General features: G+C 71.2%; 15 protein-coding genes. 11 read left to right on the top strand and 4 right to left on the bottom strand.

Going from position 1 to position 14,196, the window contains the following annotated elements; all coding sequences use genetic code 11:
• Position 1: 1 nt before the first annotated feature.
• Complete coding sequence (locus AC1DVZ_RS05350) at positions 2 to 508, bottom strand: hypothetical protein (protein ID WP_477617146.1); 507 nt, start codon at positions 506 to 508, stop codon at positions 2 to 4.
• 149 nt (positions 509 to 657) lie between these two features.
• Here AC1DVZ_RS05350 and AC1DVZ_RS05345 point away from each other — a divergent pair, with 149 nt between their 5' ends.
• Together AC1DVZ_RS05345 and AC1DVZ_RS05340 are read left to right on the top strand one after the other, a co-directional pair.
• Entirely contained in the window at positions 658 to 1,512 is an 855-nt protein-coding gene (locus AC1DVZ_RS05345) for a LytR C-terminal domain-containing protein (RefSeq protein WP_477617145.1), read from the top strand.
• Positions 1,513 to 1,594: 82 nt separating this feature from the next.
• A complete protein-coding gene (locus AC1DVZ_RS05340; protein ID WP_477617144.1) occupies positions 1,595 to 2,500 on the top strand; it encodes a M15 family metallopeptidase in 906 nt (301 codons plus the stop codon).
• 13 nt (positions 2,501 to 2,513) lie between these two features.
• On the opposite strand, the gene AC1DVZ_RS05335 is transcribed toward AC1DVZ_RS05340, so the two are convergent.
• On the bottom strand, positions 2,514 to 2,723 hold the full coding sequence (locus tag AC1DVZ_RS05335) for a hypothetical protein (protein WP_477617143.1): 210 nt from the start codon (positions 2,721 to 2,723) through the stop codon (positions 2,514 to 2,516).
• Between the two features lie 61 nt (positions 2,724 to 2,784).
• Here AC1DVZ_RS05335 and AC1DVZ_RS05330 point away from each other — a divergent pair, with 61 nt between their 5' ends.
• The 9 genes from AC1DVZ_RS05330 to AC1DVZ_RS05290 all read left to right on the top strand — a co-directional run bounded on the left by AC1DVZ_RS05330 (position 2,785) and on the right by AC1DVZ_RS05290 (position 11,021).
• A complete protein-coding gene (locus AC1DVZ_RS05330; protein ID WP_477617142.1) occupies positions 2,785 to 3,318 on the top strand; it encodes a L,D-transpeptidase family protein in 534 nt (177 codons plus the stop codon).
• 97 nt (positions 3,319 to 3,415) lie between these two features.
• Positions 3,416 to 4,615: a pyrophosphate--fructose-6-phosphate 1-phosphotransferase gene (locus tag AC1DVZ_RS05325; protein ID WP_477617141.1), complete on the top strand. Its 1,200-nt coding sequence runs from the start codon at positions 3,416 to 3,418 to the stop codon at positions 4,613 to 4,615.
• 13 nt (positions 4,616 to 4,628) lie between these two features.
• Positions 4,629 to 6,347: an AMP-binding protein gene (locus AC1DVZ_RS05320; protein ID WP_477617140.1), complete on the top strand. Its 1,719-nt coding sequence runs from the start codon at positions 4,629 to 4,631 to the stop codon at positions 6,345 to 6,347.
• Positions 6,348 to 6,524: 177 nt separating this feature from the next.
• Complete coding sequence (locus tag AC1DVZ_RS05315; protein ID WP_477617139.1) at positions 6,525 to 6,950, top strand: NUDIX hydrolase; 426 nt, start codon at positions 6,525 to 6,527, stop codon at positions 6,948 to 6,950.
• Positions 6,951 to 7,127: 177 nt separating this feature from the next.
• On the top strand, positions 7,128 to 8,369 hold the full coding sequence (locus tag AC1DVZ_RS05310) for a hypothetical protein (RefSeq protein ID WP_477617138.1): 1,242 nt from the start codon (positions 7,128 to 7,130) through the stop codon (positions 8,367 to 8,369).
• Complete coding sequence (locus AC1DVZ_RS05305; protein ID WP_477617137.1) at positions 8,369 to 8,824, top strand: hypothetical protein; 456 nt, start codon at positions 8,369 to 8,371, stop codon at positions 8,822 to 8,824. The genes AC1DVZ_RS05310 and AC1DVZ_RS05305 overlap by 1 nt, the downstream gene beginning before the upstream one ends.
• Positions 8,825 to 8,831: 7 nt before the next feature.
• Positions 8,832 to 9,515 carry a COG1470 family protein gene (locus tag AC1DVZ_RS05300; RefSeq protein ID WP_477617136.1) on the top strand — a complete coding sequence of 228 codons (684 nt, stop codon included), beginning with the start codon at positions 8,832 to 8,834 and terminating at the stop codon, positions 9,513 to 9,515.
• 5 nt (positions 9,516 to 9,520) lie between these two features.
• The gene (locus tag AC1DVZ_RS05295; RefSeq protein WP_477617135.1) at positions 9,521 to 10,300 is read left to right on the top strand and encodes a hypothetical protein; all 780 of its coding nucleotides are present in this window, start codon (positions 9,521 to 9,523) and stop codon (positions 10,298 to 10,300) included.
• Positions 10,301 to 10,310: 10 nt separating this feature from the next.
• Positions 10,311 to 11,021 (top strand): hypothetical protein, encoded by a 711-nt coding sequence (locus AC1DVZ_RS05290; protein WP_477617134.1) that lies wholly within the window; start codon positions 10,311 to 10,313, stop codon positions 11,019 to 11,021.
• On the opposite strand, the gene AC1DVZ_RS05285 is transcribed toward AC1DVZ_RS05290, so the two are convergent.
• Both AC1DVZ_RS05285 and AC1DVZ_RS05280 read right to left on the bottom strand, forming a co-directional pair.
• Positions 10,969 to 12,102 carry an NAD-dependent epimerase/dehydratase family protein gene (locus AC1DVZ_RS05285; protein ID WP_477617133.1) on the bottom strand — a complete coding sequence of 378 codons (1,134 nt, stop codon included), beginning with the start codon at positions 12,100 to 12,102 and terminating at the stop codon, positions 10,969 to 10,971. The genes AC1DVZ_RS05290 and AC1DVZ_RS05285 overlap by 53 nt on opposite strands.
• A complete protein-coding gene (locus AC1DVZ_RS05280) occupies positions 12,099 to 14,072 on the bottom strand; it encodes a DUF362 domain-containing protein (protein ID WP_477617132.1) in 1,974 nt (657 codons plus the stop codon). The genes AC1DVZ_RS05285 and AC1DVZ_RS05280 overlap by 4 nt, the downstream gene beginning before the upstream one ends.
• Between the last annotated feature and the right edge of the window lie 124 nt (positions 14,073 to 14,196).

Genomic DNA, 14,196 nt, shown 5'->3' with positions numbered 1-14,196 from the left:
GTCAGTCGTCGAGGGTGGCCCGCAGACCGGCCTCCCCGACCGAGAGCCGGAGCCTGCCGTTCGCAGGGAGGTCGACGACGGCGCAGCCCCGCAGGACGTCCACCTGGGGCGCCTCCACCAACCGGCACAGGGTGCGCCGGCCGGTCACCCGGAGCGCGAACTTCCCGTCCTCGTCGATGGGCGCCAAGACCCCTCCGGTGCGCGTGACCTCGTCGCGCAGGACACGTCCCCCGACGTAGGGCAGGTCGTCGCTGCCGGGGACGTCGATGCCGGCCTGTCCGAGGAAGTCCAGCAGGGCATCGTCCCCGAGCACCGCGACCCAGCCGCCGCCGAGCGGTCGGTCGTCCTTGCCCGTGTCGTCGACCGCCACGACCGAGCCCTCGAGCCCGTCGGGTCCGCCGCAGCCCGAGAGGGCGAGCATCGGGAGGGCCAGCATCACGACGCACGTGGCGGCTGCGACCCGTCGGCCTCGCTGGGCTCGTACTGCCGTGGCGGCGGGGGAGGTCATGGGTCGACATCCTCGCGCACCTCCTCCCGCAGCCCCCGCGATCACGGCTCGGTGACGAATCGTGTCTTCCGCGTGTCGCTTGACGTGTGACTGGTGTGACAGGTGTGACGATTGTGACTCGAGACCAGGGACGAGCCAGGGGGCACAGGATGAAGGACGAGGACCTCACACCAACTCAGCTGTGGCGCAAGCACCGGTTGCGCCAGGTCATGCTCTTCGTCACCATCCCCGGCGTGCTGCTGGGCACGGCCAGCATCACCGCTGCCTACTCGGCAGGCTGGATGAGCCCGCCGCCGCCCAAGCCCGCCTGCACCCCGGTCGTCGTCCCCGCGCCGGCGCGCGCGTCCTTCACCGTCAACGTCATGAACGCCACCGGCCGCCAGGGCGTGGCCGCCGAGGTCGCCGTCGGCCTGGCCAAGCGCAAGTTCACCGTCGGAGGCATCAGCAACGCTCCCGAGTCCTGGTACGTCACGCAGACCGCTGTCGTGCACCACGGTCCGAAGGGGCTCGACGAGGCGCTCCTGACGGCCTCCCAGATCCCCGGGGCGAAGCTGTTCGCCGACACGCGGACCGGCACCTCGGTCGACGTCGTCGTGGGCCTGGGCTACCAGCAGATGGTCGCGATACCCGCGCGGCTCAAGCCGATCCCGTCCGAGGTCAAGGTCAACGTCTACAACACGACTTACAAGACCGGCCTGGCCAAGACCGTCGCCGATGCCGTCGCGGCCCGCGGGTTCAAGGTCAAGGACGTGTCCAACGACCCGTTGCGCACCCTGCAGATGGGCACCGCCGTCATCCGCTACGGCGAGGAGGGCGACCTGGCCGCGACCCTGTTGCAAGGACACGTCCCCGGCGCCCAGCTGGTCAAGGACGACCGGCTCGGTGCAGTCGTCGACCTCGTCATCGGCAATGCGTTCACCGAGCTGACCCCGACCGCCGACGTCCCCCCGCTGCCTCCCCGACCCACGCAGGCGGTCCCCACGGTGGCGCGTCCCTGCAAGTGACCGCGACCGCGTGACCGCGACCTGAGGGGGCAGCGCCCCGGGCTTGGCATCCGGCGCGCGGAACAGGCACAGTGGGTGCCCCATGACGTCTCGCCCCGTGTATGCCGTTCCCCTCCTGTGTGCCGTCCTCGCCTCCGCGTGTGGTGGCGGTGAGCCCGAGTCCGCGACCGGCACCACCCGTCCGTCCGCGTCGTCCGCGGTGACGTCAGCGCCGACGAGCGCGACGACGACCACGACGAAGCCGCCGACCACGGCGACCAAGCCACCGGCGCCGGCCACGCGGCATACCACTGCTGCTCCGAAGCCCAGGCCGGCCACGAGCCTGGCCCCCGTCCCGCGGGCGGGTGCCGAGCCCACGGTGCGTTTCCCCCGCAACGAAGCCGCAGTCGGCTCGGGCGCCAACGCCTCGATCGCCCGCGTGCCTGACGGCGTCTGGAACGCGATGGTGGGCTACTCGTGGACCGCGGGGTGCCCGGTGGGGCGCTCGCAGCTGAGGTATGTGCGCGTGAACTTCTGGGGCTTCGACGGCAAGCGGTCGCGGGGATCCCTCGTGGTGAACGCGTCGATCGCCGACGAGACAGCTGCTGCGTTCTCCCGCCTCTACGCCCTGCAGTTCCGCATCCGCCAGATGAAGCCGATGGACTCGTCGTGGGGCCACAACCCCAAGGGCCCCGGCGCCGACGACTACGCGGCGATGGAGGCGGACAACACCTCCGCGTTCAACTGCCGCTACGTCGGGGGCCAGGAGGCGAGCAAGGTCTACAGCAAGCACGCCTACGGCACGGCGATCGACGTCAACGACTTCGAGAACCCCTACGTCGCCGACAACGGGACCGTTTACCCCGACCGCTACTGGCTGAGTCGGCGCGGACCGGCGCCCGGCGTCTTCTCGTCCAGCGGGAGCGCCGCGGTGCGGGCATTCACCAACCAGGGCCTGCGCTGGGGTGGCCTGTGGTCACACCCCGACTACCAGCACTTCGACCGATGACCCGGGTGTTCCCTCACCGCCGACGCGGCGGGTATGCCGTGGGGCTGGCGGCCGTTGCCCTGCTCACCGCCTGCTCGGGCGAGCCCGAGGCCGCGTCGCCGACCACTCGCGCCAGCGCCTCGTCGACGACACCGTCCACGACCACGACGTCCAGCACCACCACGACGACGGCCGCACCCAGGCCGAAACCGTCCACGACGACCCGGTCGACGCCGAAACCCAAGCCCAGTCCGAAGCCCAGCCCGAAAACCCAGGCCGCGCCGACCTGCTCCGTCCCCTCGGGGGTGCGCGCCGCCCAGGTCGTGACCGTGAGGTCGTCGGGTTCCAGTGCGACCGTGCGCGCCTGCCGCAGGACGTCCGCCGGCTACGTCCTCGACCTGGGCCCGTACTACGGCCACGTCGGCCGCAACGGTGTCAGCTGGTCCAAGCGCGAGGGTGACCTCAAGACGCCCGCGGGCACCTTCCCGCTGCGCGGGGGCTTCGGTGCGCGCGCGAATCCCGGCCTGCCGCAGGGGTGGTTCCGAGTGGACAGCTCGGATGTGTGGGTCGACGACAGCCARTCGAGCCTCTACAACACCCACCAGCGCACGCCGGTCAACGGCCGGTGGGCCTCGGCCGAGAACCTGCTCAACACGCCTGCGTACAACTACGCCCAGGTGATCGGTTACAACGAGGCGCGGACGCCCGGCCGGGGGTCGGCGATCTTCTTCCACGTCGACACCGGTGGCGGGACCGCTGGCTGCGTGTCCCTGCCGACGTCGGCCCTGGTGGCCGTGCTGCGGTGGGAACGGTCCGGCGCCGTCATGTCGATCAGCTGAGTCAGGTCGAACAGCCGGGTCAGGTCGAACAGCCGAGTCAGGTCGATGGTTTGAGACCACGGTGGCCGTCCCCTCCCCGACACGGCAGAGTGGGCGCATGACCGTCCAGACCGTCGCCATGCTCACCGCTGGTGGCCTCGCCCCCTGCCTCTCGTCCGCTGTGGGCGGGCTCATCGAGCGCTACTCCGAGGTCGCGCCGGACGTGCGTCTCATCGCCTACCGCAACGGGTATGCCGGGCTGCTCACCGGTGACTCGGTGGAGGTCACCGACGAGGTGCGGGCCAAGGCGCACCTGCTGCACGGCTTCGGGGGCAGCCCCATCGGCAACAGCCGGGTCAAGCTCACCAACGTGGCGGACTGCCTCAAGCGCGGCCTCGTCCAGGACGGCCAGGACCCCCTGCACGTCGCGGCCGAGCAGCTCACCCGCGACGGCGTCGACGTCCTGCACACGATCGGTGGCGACGACACCAACGGCACGGCAGCAGACCTGGCGGCCTACCTGCACTCCAACGGCTACGAGCTCACCGTCGTCGGCCTGCCCAAGACGATCGACAACGACGTCATCCCGATCCGGCAGTCCCTGGGGGCCTGGACCGCCGCCGAACAGGGCGCATCCTTCGCGCGCAACGTGATCGCCGAGCACTCCGCCAACCCGCGGATGCTCATCGTGCACGAGGTGATGGGTCGCAACTGCGGATGGCTCACTGCCGCAACGGCTCTCGCGCACCACCAGTGGGTGCAGGGCGCCGAGTTCAGTGGCTGGCTGGAGAACTCGCCGGAGCGGTGGGATGTGCACGGCGTCTTCGTCCCGGAGCGCCCGCTGGACATCGCGAGTGAGGCGAAACGGCTGCGCACCGTCATGGACGAGTACGACGGCGTCAACCTCTTCGTCTCCGAGGGTGCGGGTGTCACCGAGATCGTCGAGGCGATGGAGGCGGGCGGGCAGGACGTGCCGCGCGATCCGTTCGGCCACGTCCAGCTCGACAAGGTCAACCCCGGCGCGTGGTTCGCCAAGCAGTTCGCCGACCAGCTCGGGGCCGACAAGGTGCTCGTCCAGAAGAGCGGCTACTTCGCGCGGTCTGCCGCGGCCAACGACGCGGACCTCGCCCTGATCAAGGACTGCACCACGTATGCCGTGGACGCGGCCCTGCGCGGCGAGTCCGGTGTCGTGGGGCACGACGAGGATCGCGGCGACGCGTTGCGCGCCATCGAGTTCGACCGGATCAAGGGCGGCAAGGCGTTCGACCCGTCCGTCGACTGGTTCACCGCTCTGCTTGCTGACCTCGGGCAGGCGTAGCACAGTCGGTGCCATGGCACCCACGTCCGCAGCCGAGGCCAACCCCAGCACCACGGCATACCGGGAGGCGCGTGACACGCTCGTCGCCCTCACCGGGCAGCACGATCGTGCGGTCCGCGAGTTCAGGTGGCCCGACGTCGGGGAGCGGTTCAGCTGGGCGGTCGACTGGTTCGACGCCATCGCACGCGGCAACGACGCCACGGCGCTGTGGATCGTGGAGGAGGACGGCTCCGAGCAGCGGCTGACCTTCGACGAGGTGGCCACCCGCTCCGACCAGGTCGCGGTCTGGCTGTCCGAGCTGGGCGTGACCAAGGGGGACCACGTGCTGCTCATGCTCGGCAACCAGGTTGAGCTGTGGGAGACCATGCTGGGGGTGTTCAAGCTCGGGGCCGTCATCATGCCGACCACGGCAGCGCTCGGGCCGGCCGACCTGCGAGACCGCGTCGACCGCGGCGCAGCCCGGGTGGTCGTGGCCAACGCCGCGGACGCCGCCAAGTTCGAGGAGGTGCCGGGCGACTACCTGCGCGTGTGCGTGGGCGAGGCGGACGGCTGGCACCCCTACACCGACGCGTATGCCGTGCAGCCGCACCCCTTCGAGACGGTCACCGCGACCACGGATCCCTTGCTTCTCTACTTCACCTCTGGCACGACCAGCAAGCCGAAACTCGTTGAGCACACTCAGGTCTCGTACCCCGTCGGCCACCTGTCGACGATGTACTGGATCGGCGCCCGACCGGGTGACGTGCACCTGGCCATCAGCTCGCCCGGATGGGCCAAGCACGCCTGGTCGTGCTTCTTCGCGCCGTGGATCGCCGAGTCCACGATCTTCGTCTACAACTACACCCGCTTCGACGCGGCGAGGCTGCTCGACCAGATCCGCCGGGCTGGTGTGACGACGTTCTGCGCGCCACCGACGGTGTGGCGCATGCTGATCCAGGCCGACCTCAGCGGAGGCAAGGGAGATCTCCGCGAGCTCCTGGCTGCCGGCGAACCGCTCAACCCCGAGGTCATCACCCAGGTGCAGCGGGCGTGGGACCTGACCATCCGCGACGGCTACGGCCAGACCGAGACCACGCTCCAGATCGGCAACATCGCCGGGGAGCCGCTCAAGCCCGGGTCGATGGGACGGCCCATGCCCGGTGTGCCCGTGGCGCTCGTCGACCCCCTGACGGGCGAGCTGGCCGACGAGGGAGAGATCGTGCTCGACCTGTCGCGGCACCCGGTCAACCTGATGACCGGCTACCTCGGCGACGACGAGCGCCAGGCCGAGGCGATGGCCGGCGGTTTCTACCACACGGGCGACGTGGCCCAGCGGGACGGCGACGGCTACATCACCTACATCGGACGCACCGACGACGTGTTCAAGGCGAGCGACTACAAGGTGTCGCCGTTCGAGCTCGAGAGCGTGCTCATCGAGCACCCGGCCGTGGCCGAGGCGGCAGTCGTGCCTGCGCCCGATGCGACCCGCCTGGCCGTGCCCAAGGCCTACATCGCCCTGGCCCCCGGGTGGGAGCCGGACGCCGAGACCGCGAAGGCGATCCTGGCGCATGCCCGCGGCCACCTCGCGCCCTACCTTCGAGTGCGACGCGTGGAGTTCTTCGAGCTGCCCAAGACCATCTCCGGCAAGATCCGCCGGGTCGAGCTGCGCGACCGCGAGCAGGAGGCCTTCGACGGTGGGCGTTCGTTGTCGCACGAGTTCCGCGACGACCAGTTTCCCGACCTCAAGGTGTGACGGGCGCCACACTCCGTGGGCGGAGCGGCGTTGGGCTGGAAGGGATTGCGACCGGCCGTGGATTTGGTCGGGCCCCTCGACTACTCTGGCCCCGTCGAACCGGAACCGCGGGTGGTCCTGTCCGACAAACAGTGGGGACCGGGGGGTTACCGACCGTTTGCCTGATGGGAAGTTGGCATGTTACGACTGGCCAAGGCCATGCCGGTGAGGACCTGTATCGCCGTCCACGTGCTCAGTGTCGACCCCGACCGTCGGGTGCTCCTCGACCGGGCCACGCCACCGGAGCAGCCGTTCTGGGGTCTGCCCGGCGCTGTCATCGAGGTGGGTGAGGATCCGGTCATCCGGGTCCGGCGGCTGGTTTCCGCAGCGGGTGCGCTGACCGCCACCAGGGCCGAGGTCATCGACGTCGAGAGCGTCGTCGAGGGAGACCTGCACGTGGTGCACCTGGTCTTCGAGTGCGGAGCCGAGCCCTCCCTGCTGCCCACCGTGACGGGTTCGTCCGCGCTGTGGTGGAGCCTTCCCGAGATCGTCGGCCTCAACCTGTCACCGCGGACCCGCAAGGCGCTGGCCTCGCGGTGGTCCATGATCTGGCCCGACACGTGAGCTGATCCCTCCACGCCCGCAGTGGTCATTCCGACATTACGGGCATCCTGGTGCGAGTGGGCGCGGTTGGTCTCACTGGCTGGCCCTTGAGGCCTTTCGAGGCCGTTGGACCCCGAGTACGGTGAAAGCGGCGGTCCGCCGGGTCCGCCGGGGTACTCGAGTAGGCCGGGGCTGCCTGTGCGGACCTACCCATATGCGTTTCACGTCGCCCTCGACGGCAACGGACTGAACGGTCTCGAGGGCAGGGCTGGCGTGTGCCTGTTCCACTACGACCCGGTGACCGGGGACCACGCCTACAAGGTCACCTACTTCTCCGGGGCCTCGGGCGGTCACGCGCCGAGCGTCGACCCGAGCAGGCGGATCGGGTTCCTGGGCAACACCGGTCAGCACCTGCTCTTCTACGACCTCGCGACGCTGGAGGAGGCCGACCGCGTCTCGACCCTGCGCTTCGAAGTACCTGACACCACCATCAAGGGCAGCACCCACGTCGTCTGGCTCGACGACACCCAGTTCGTCACCTCGATCGGCGAGCACCTGTGGAAGCTCGACGTGAACCGGCTGACCAAGGCCGAGCAGATCGCGCCGCACGGGCTCAAGATCCCCCACGCCATGAAGCGGACCGCCTCCGGTCGCTACATCGTCTACGGGGGGATGGACCACCCGACGAGGGGAGAGGCCAAAGAGGTCGGGATCCTCGACACGGTCACCGGCGAGGTGCGCAGGATCGTGCTGCCCACCACCTGCTGGCACGTGGTCTGCCACCCGGTCCTCGACGTCTTCTACGCGATCTCCTTCCGGGTCAATGCTGCTGACCGCTCCGACTGGGAGCACTGGGGCATGGCGTGGCTGCGGCAGTACGCCTTCGAGATCGACGCCGAGGACGGGCGCATCGTGCGCCACTGGGCCGCCGACCGCGACCTGCCGGCCCACATCAACTCCGACGTGACCATCTCCGACTCCGAGCTGATCTTCTGCACCGGCGGCAGCCACACGGTGGTCTTCGTCGACCTGCTCACCCTGAGCCAGCACCGGCTCATCGACGAACACCCCGGGGCGCTGGAGAGCCTGGCGCTCACCCGCCAGTCGGCGACGACCGTGGCCGAGTCCGTGATGCGGGGCAACTTCTTCAGCAACTCCCAGCTCTATGCCGAGTCGTTGCGGGTCAGTCGTGGCGCCCTGGTCGACGGCATCTACGCGTGCCAGCTCTCGGCCGACCAGACCCTGCTCTTCACGGCCAACCGGGGCCAGAACCACATCACCGTCTACGACTACCCCTCCCTGGAGGTCCGCGACCGGATCGTCATGCCGGAGCTCCAGGAGTTCGACTCGCGACTGGGGGCCTGGGGCGATCCTCGGCTGGGCTTCCACCACTCCTACCTCGTCAGCCCCGACGCACCACGTCCCGCAGGAGCCCTCTGATGGCCGACTACACGATCGACACCACCGTCTTCGGCGGGAACACGTTCAGCTCCGACGTCACCGCCGACGTCACCTCGACCCTCACGGGTCTCGACGGCATGAACCTCACCCTCGCCGGGGGCACCACCAACACCAACAACGGCGAGAACACCGTCCACACCGACTCGACCATCACGCTCCAGCCGGTCACGCTCGAACCGGTCACGACGACGTCCACCGTCAACACCACGTCGAGCGTGGACTCGACGTCCTCGGTCGACCTCAAGCCCGTGGCGGTGGACACCTGCGTCCGGCTCGAGCTCGCTCCCCCTCCGGCCACGGAGGTCTGCACGCCGTACGAACAGACCTGGGGGTGGTCGGTGCTCGGCCTGGAGCTCTTCGCGATCACCGTGCGAGGCAGCACGACGACGCACATCAGGCCCGAGCACCACGGTCCCGTCGTGATCGACCTGTGAGCCCCCCATGACGACCGCCCGTCGCAAGCCCACGAAGTCCGCCGGCGCCACCAAGGCGGCCGCCGCGCGAAAGCCAGGCACCGACCCGATCGTCCTGACCGGACCGCCCAGCCTGTTGCGCGCCACCGTCTCGGTCGAGAACACCGTCGACCAACGGGTCGCCGTCCGTGGACTGACCCTGCACCGCACAGGTCGACAGGCCCAGACCGGTTCCGGCGCCGCCCTGATCGCGCCGGGCGCGACGGCCGACCTGCCCGTGACGTTCCGGCTCGAGCCGGACACCCCACCGGGGGAGTACGCCGCGGAGGTCGAGGTCGGCGGCGTCCGCCGGGAGGCCGTGCTCCGGGTCGAACCAGACCTGTCGATGCACGTCTCGCCCCGGCGCGTCCTCGCCGAGGCCGGTCGTCACCCGCTGACCCTGACGGTGTCCAACGACGGCAACCTCACCATCGCCCTGGCCGCGGTCGTGCGCGCGCACACCGACGACGGCAGCCCGGACCCCGACGCCGGTCCCGACGTCACCCTCACACTGACGGCCGCGGCGACCGTGGCGCCCGGCACCACGACCGTCCTCGAGGGCCACCTCACGGTGCCCGAGGAGCTCGACCCGACCCGGCGGCATACCGCACGGATCCCTGTCGGCACAGCCGATCTCGACGTCATCATCCTGCCCCGCGACCCATCGGAGTGATCACCATGAGCACGACCGCACCCGAGTACCTCACCACCCTGCGCGACGGGTTCGCCGGCGCCGTGCAGCAGTGGATGGACCAGTCGACGACGGCCTGGGACCAGTGGTCACAAGCCTGGTCGCCGGTGGTGGCGGCCGTCGGCCTGGGTATGCCGGGTGCTCCCGCCGCCGCCCCGGGTCACCACAAGGGTGCCCACCACCACGAGGGTCACCACCGTGGCGAGAAGGACTGTGGCGCGAGGGACTGTGGGTGTCACGACAGCTGTGGGTGTGGGGATGCCTGCGACTGCTGCGTACCGGAGGCCGATGTCGTCGTGCATGCCAGGGCAGGGGAGGTGCGGGTGGTGCCGTTCCGGCTGCACAACCCGTGGCGGAGGGAGCGTGAGGTGACCCTGGAGGTCGGGCCCTGGCACGGCTGCTCGGGCGACGACCTCGAGATCCGGGCCGTCCTGGAGGACGAGAAGCTCGTTCTGGGCCCCTGCGAGGACCGGATCGTCCGGCTGCTCATCTCGACCCGGGGCTCGTCCGACGACGGATCGTCGGACACCAAGGACACCAGGGGCACGAAGGGCACGAAGGACGTCAAGGACGGCAACACCACCGCGGTCCCTGTCGACGTCGTCGCCGGCACAGCACGGCGGACGACCGACGTGGACTCGTGCGCCAGCGCCTACGCCGACGTCCGCTTCGAGGGCTGCGCCCGGCCGCAGCGCGTGGCCGTCGTGGTGCTGCCCGCGGACTGCGACGCGGTCGAGGTCGGGTGTGACTGCGGATGCTGCTGCTAGGAGGACCGAGATGACCGACTCGAAGAACACCACCGCTGCGGACGAGACCTTGGCGCGCATCACCGAGCTCGCCCGACAGGCCCTGCAGGCCCAGGCAGCCCTGGCCAAGCAGTCCCTCGAGCTGGGGCGGGCGACCCTGTCCGGCGACGTGGAYCGGTCGTCGACGAGCCGGGCCTACCTCGACGCCGTCAGCCGCGAGGGTGCGCGCTACTGGCGGGAGGCGGGAGCGCTCGGCTTCGACTACGCGAGCGAGCTCATGGCTCTGGGCACGCGGAGCGCGGCCCGGATCATCAGCGACGCCACGACGGCCGGTGCGGGCTCCCGGAGCCGCCGAGGCAGCGCCGAGACCCGCAACGGCTCCGCCCCACCGGCGCCCCAGGCTGACGAGGACGACGGTGTGCGGCGGTCGCGGGTGCTCCTGCGCGCCGCCGTGGGGCAGACCGCGCAGTCCTCGGTGACGGTGGTGAACCGCCACCCGCGAGCGCGCCGGGTGGAGCTGGAGCCGAGCGAGCTGCGTGACGCCACGGGCACGGTGGTCGCGGTGACCCTGACCGTCGACCCGGACCGCGTCACCATCCCGGCCGGCGGTGAGTACCAGGTGCGGATCGAGGCCAACCTCGACGAGGACGTGGTGCAGCCGGGTGAGCAGTACGTCGGGCGCGTGGTGGTCAGCGGCGGCGACGAGGCCACGCTGGAGGTGACCGTCGAGGTCGCGGACTGAGCTCGTCCGCCGCCCCCAGAGGGGCTGCCACCAGGTCTCGCGCGGCGCGCACCTCGGGGTGCAGCCGCAGGCCCTCGCGCGCCCACCGCGGCAGGTCGGGGCTGACCGCCAACCACGCGAGCGAGGCGGCGACCGCGGCGCGAGCCGGACGGGCGGCATACCCCAGGTCGTGGGCCTTGGCCGAGGTGTACCAGTAGAACCGGCCGACCGTGGAGGCTTCCTCGCGCGTGGTCAGTGGAGTCTCGTCGCGCAGCCCGGCCCACCACTCGGCAGCCGCGGACAGCGCCCATGCGCTCCCGGCCGGCATCTCCGCGAACGGTCCGGGCAGCCCCGAGAGGTCGGCGACGAGGCTGTGCAGCATCCGCCAGCTGAGGTCCTCGCCGCCGAGCAGGTAGCGCTCGCCGGCGACGCCACGTTCGAGCAGCGCGACGTGGCCGGTGCCCACGTCGCGCGCGTCGACCACGTTGCAACCGCCGGCGAAGGTGCTGCGCGTGGGGTCGAGCAGGTAGCGCAGCACGATGGCGTTGCTGGGCGCCAGGCGGGTGAACGGGCCACCGAGGACGACGGTCGGCAGGGCCAGCACCACGGGGAGGCCGAGACGGTGCCCGGTCTCCAGCGCCACCTCCTCCTGGGCGACCTTGCTGGCGTAGTAGGGGGGCGCGGGTTCGGTGCCGAGGTGGTCGCGCTCCGACCTGGCCCGGGGGAGCAGGCTCGAACCGCGGGTGACCGACGAGGTCGTGACGACGACGCGGGAGACGCCGGCGGCGGCGGCCGCTTCGAGGACGGCGCGTGTGCCCTCGGTGTTGACCTGCTCGACCTCGCCCGCACGCGCCGAGCCGAAGGCGTAGACGGCAGCGCAGTGGACCAGGCCGTCGCAGCCCCGCAGCGCCCTGGTGAGGGCAGCCCCGTCGGTGAGCGCAGCAGCAGCCCTCGACACGGTGAGCCCGCCGATCCTCAGGATGGCTTCATGCCCATCGGGGTCGGGCCGGGTGATGGCCAGGACCTCGTGACCGGCCGCGAGAGCGGCGCTCGCGACCTGACCGCCCACCATGCCGGTGGCCCCCGTGACGGCGATCTTCACCGGCTCCCCCTGACGTGCCGGAAGCCCTGGGCATCGACGTGGTCGTCGTGGTCGTCGTGCGCTGTGGTGTGGGCGCCCTCGTCATCGGGTTCGCCCAGCCATTGGCTGACGGCGCCGAGCAGCAGGTAGAGGGCCTGCGTGAGCAGCGGTTCGGTCGGGTCCATCGGCGGGCGGCCGATGCGGAACTCGCGTCCCTCGAAGCAGGCCTCGAGGTTGTCGAAGGTCGTGGTGAAGAACCGTCGGTAGGCCTCCTCGAGGAGCGGGTTGCGCAGCTCCGGGAGCGCCGCGAGGTCCACGCCGGACCATGCCGCGGGGAGGGCGAACAGCTGTCGGCCACGCACGACGGCGTGAGTGCCGGCCGGGGTGCGCGTGAACGTCAGGCTGCCGTCGTCGAACTCGGCAGAACCGTTGGGGCTGTGGACAGTTCGCCACGTGAGTCGCTGCCAGTCGGCGCTCCGCTCCACCAGCTCGATCTTGCAGACGTCGATCGGTTCGCCACCCCAGGCGGCCAGGTAGTTGGGCTGGGGGAGGTACAGGTTGCGCTCGGCTTGTCGCGTTCGAGCGACGACCGAACTCGCCGGGCCCTCGTGCGTCGCCGACCTGTCAGCCACGCTCGACAGGACGACCCGCCGGCCACCCAGGTAGTCGGCCATCAGGCTGATCCCGGCAGCCACGTCCACGCGGGCGACGAACTCGTCGAAGTCGGCCCTGATGTCGCGCCCCACCTCGAAGACCGTCGCTCCGTCGACGAGGCGCCAGCGCATGCCGTCGGCATTGGCGGGCAGCCCGTCGAGCACGGCCTCGAACGGTGCGACGAAGGCCGGGAGGCCGTCGAAGTCCCCCACCGGGTATGCCGTCGGGTCGAAGCCCAGCGGCACCTCCCGTCGGTCGACGGTCGCCTTGTCAGCCCCGGTCGCCCACGCGAGCGTCCCCTGTCGGAGGGTGGCGACTCCGCCCAGGACGGTCGTGAGGGGCAGGTGACCGACGGGGTCCTCGGCGGCGCCGACGAGCGGTGTCAGGGCGGCCCGCACGGTGGAGAGCACGGGGTCGGGTGGCCGCGCCCCGTCGTCCGGTCCACCGGTGGCCGCGCTCAGCACGCGTGCCAGGCGCGGCTCCGTCGCGACCGACCGCGCGGCGGCCCGGGCGAGGGGGTGGGCCGCGTGCGCACCGGCGAGCGGCGTGAGCAGCCCCTCGGTCCGCCCGCCCGGGGCACCGTGAGCCAGGATCGACCGCTCCATCAGCCCTGACACGGAACGGTCGAGTCCCAGCAGGGCGGCACAGGCGCCGTCGGCCGCGAGCACCTCGGTCGCGACGACGAGCGCCTTGCTGTCGATGGACCGGGGCAGTCGTGCGCCGTCCGGGCCGACGCTGGCGGACAGTGCATCCACTACCGCGAGGGTGGGCGTGACGTGGGCGAGCAGGTCGGCGGCGACGTCGGCGGGTTCGGCGCCGGCCACCTCCGGTGCCGCACCCAGCAGCGTGGCCAGGCACGCGGCATACCCGTGCACGAGGTCGGTGACGGCACGGGCGACCACCACCCTGGAGCCGGCCTCCACCCACAGCCGCGAGACCTGGCGTCCGGACAGCACGCTGGCATCGGGCACCGGCGCCTCGACGAGAGCGGCGCCGAGGTCGACGACGTCGTAGGCCCGACCCCGGGGCGTGCGGCCCACGAGACCTGCCAGGCGCGCGAGGTCGGCCACCGAGTGGTGGCCGCGGTCGCGGTCGTAGGAGTGCAGGCTCGTGCCGACCGTCACCGGCGCGCAGCCCTCGTCGTGCAGCAGGTCGACCACCGCATGGACCACGGCGGCGCTCACGGGTGTCGGCTGGCAGAGGCGGGCGAGGACGACGGCCGGTCCCTCCCAGGAAGGGGCCAGCCGGCTGGTGGCGGAGGCCAGGGCGTCGACGTCCGCGCCCCTGACCACGATGCAGGCCAGCGGATCCCGGCTCGGCACGCCCCGTGGTGCCACTCGTCCATGAAACCAGCGCGACCTCGCCAGCGACAGGGGCGCGGGCCCGTGGATGGGCCGCCTGGGAGCCCGGCGGGCGGCGTGGCGGGCTGGACAGGACGGCTGAGCGTCCTACTCTCGAGAG

It is taken from the genome of Pedococcus sp. P2_E5 (assembly GCF_056403895.1).
This window is presented reverse-complemented; position numbering and strand designations above follow the sequence as displayed.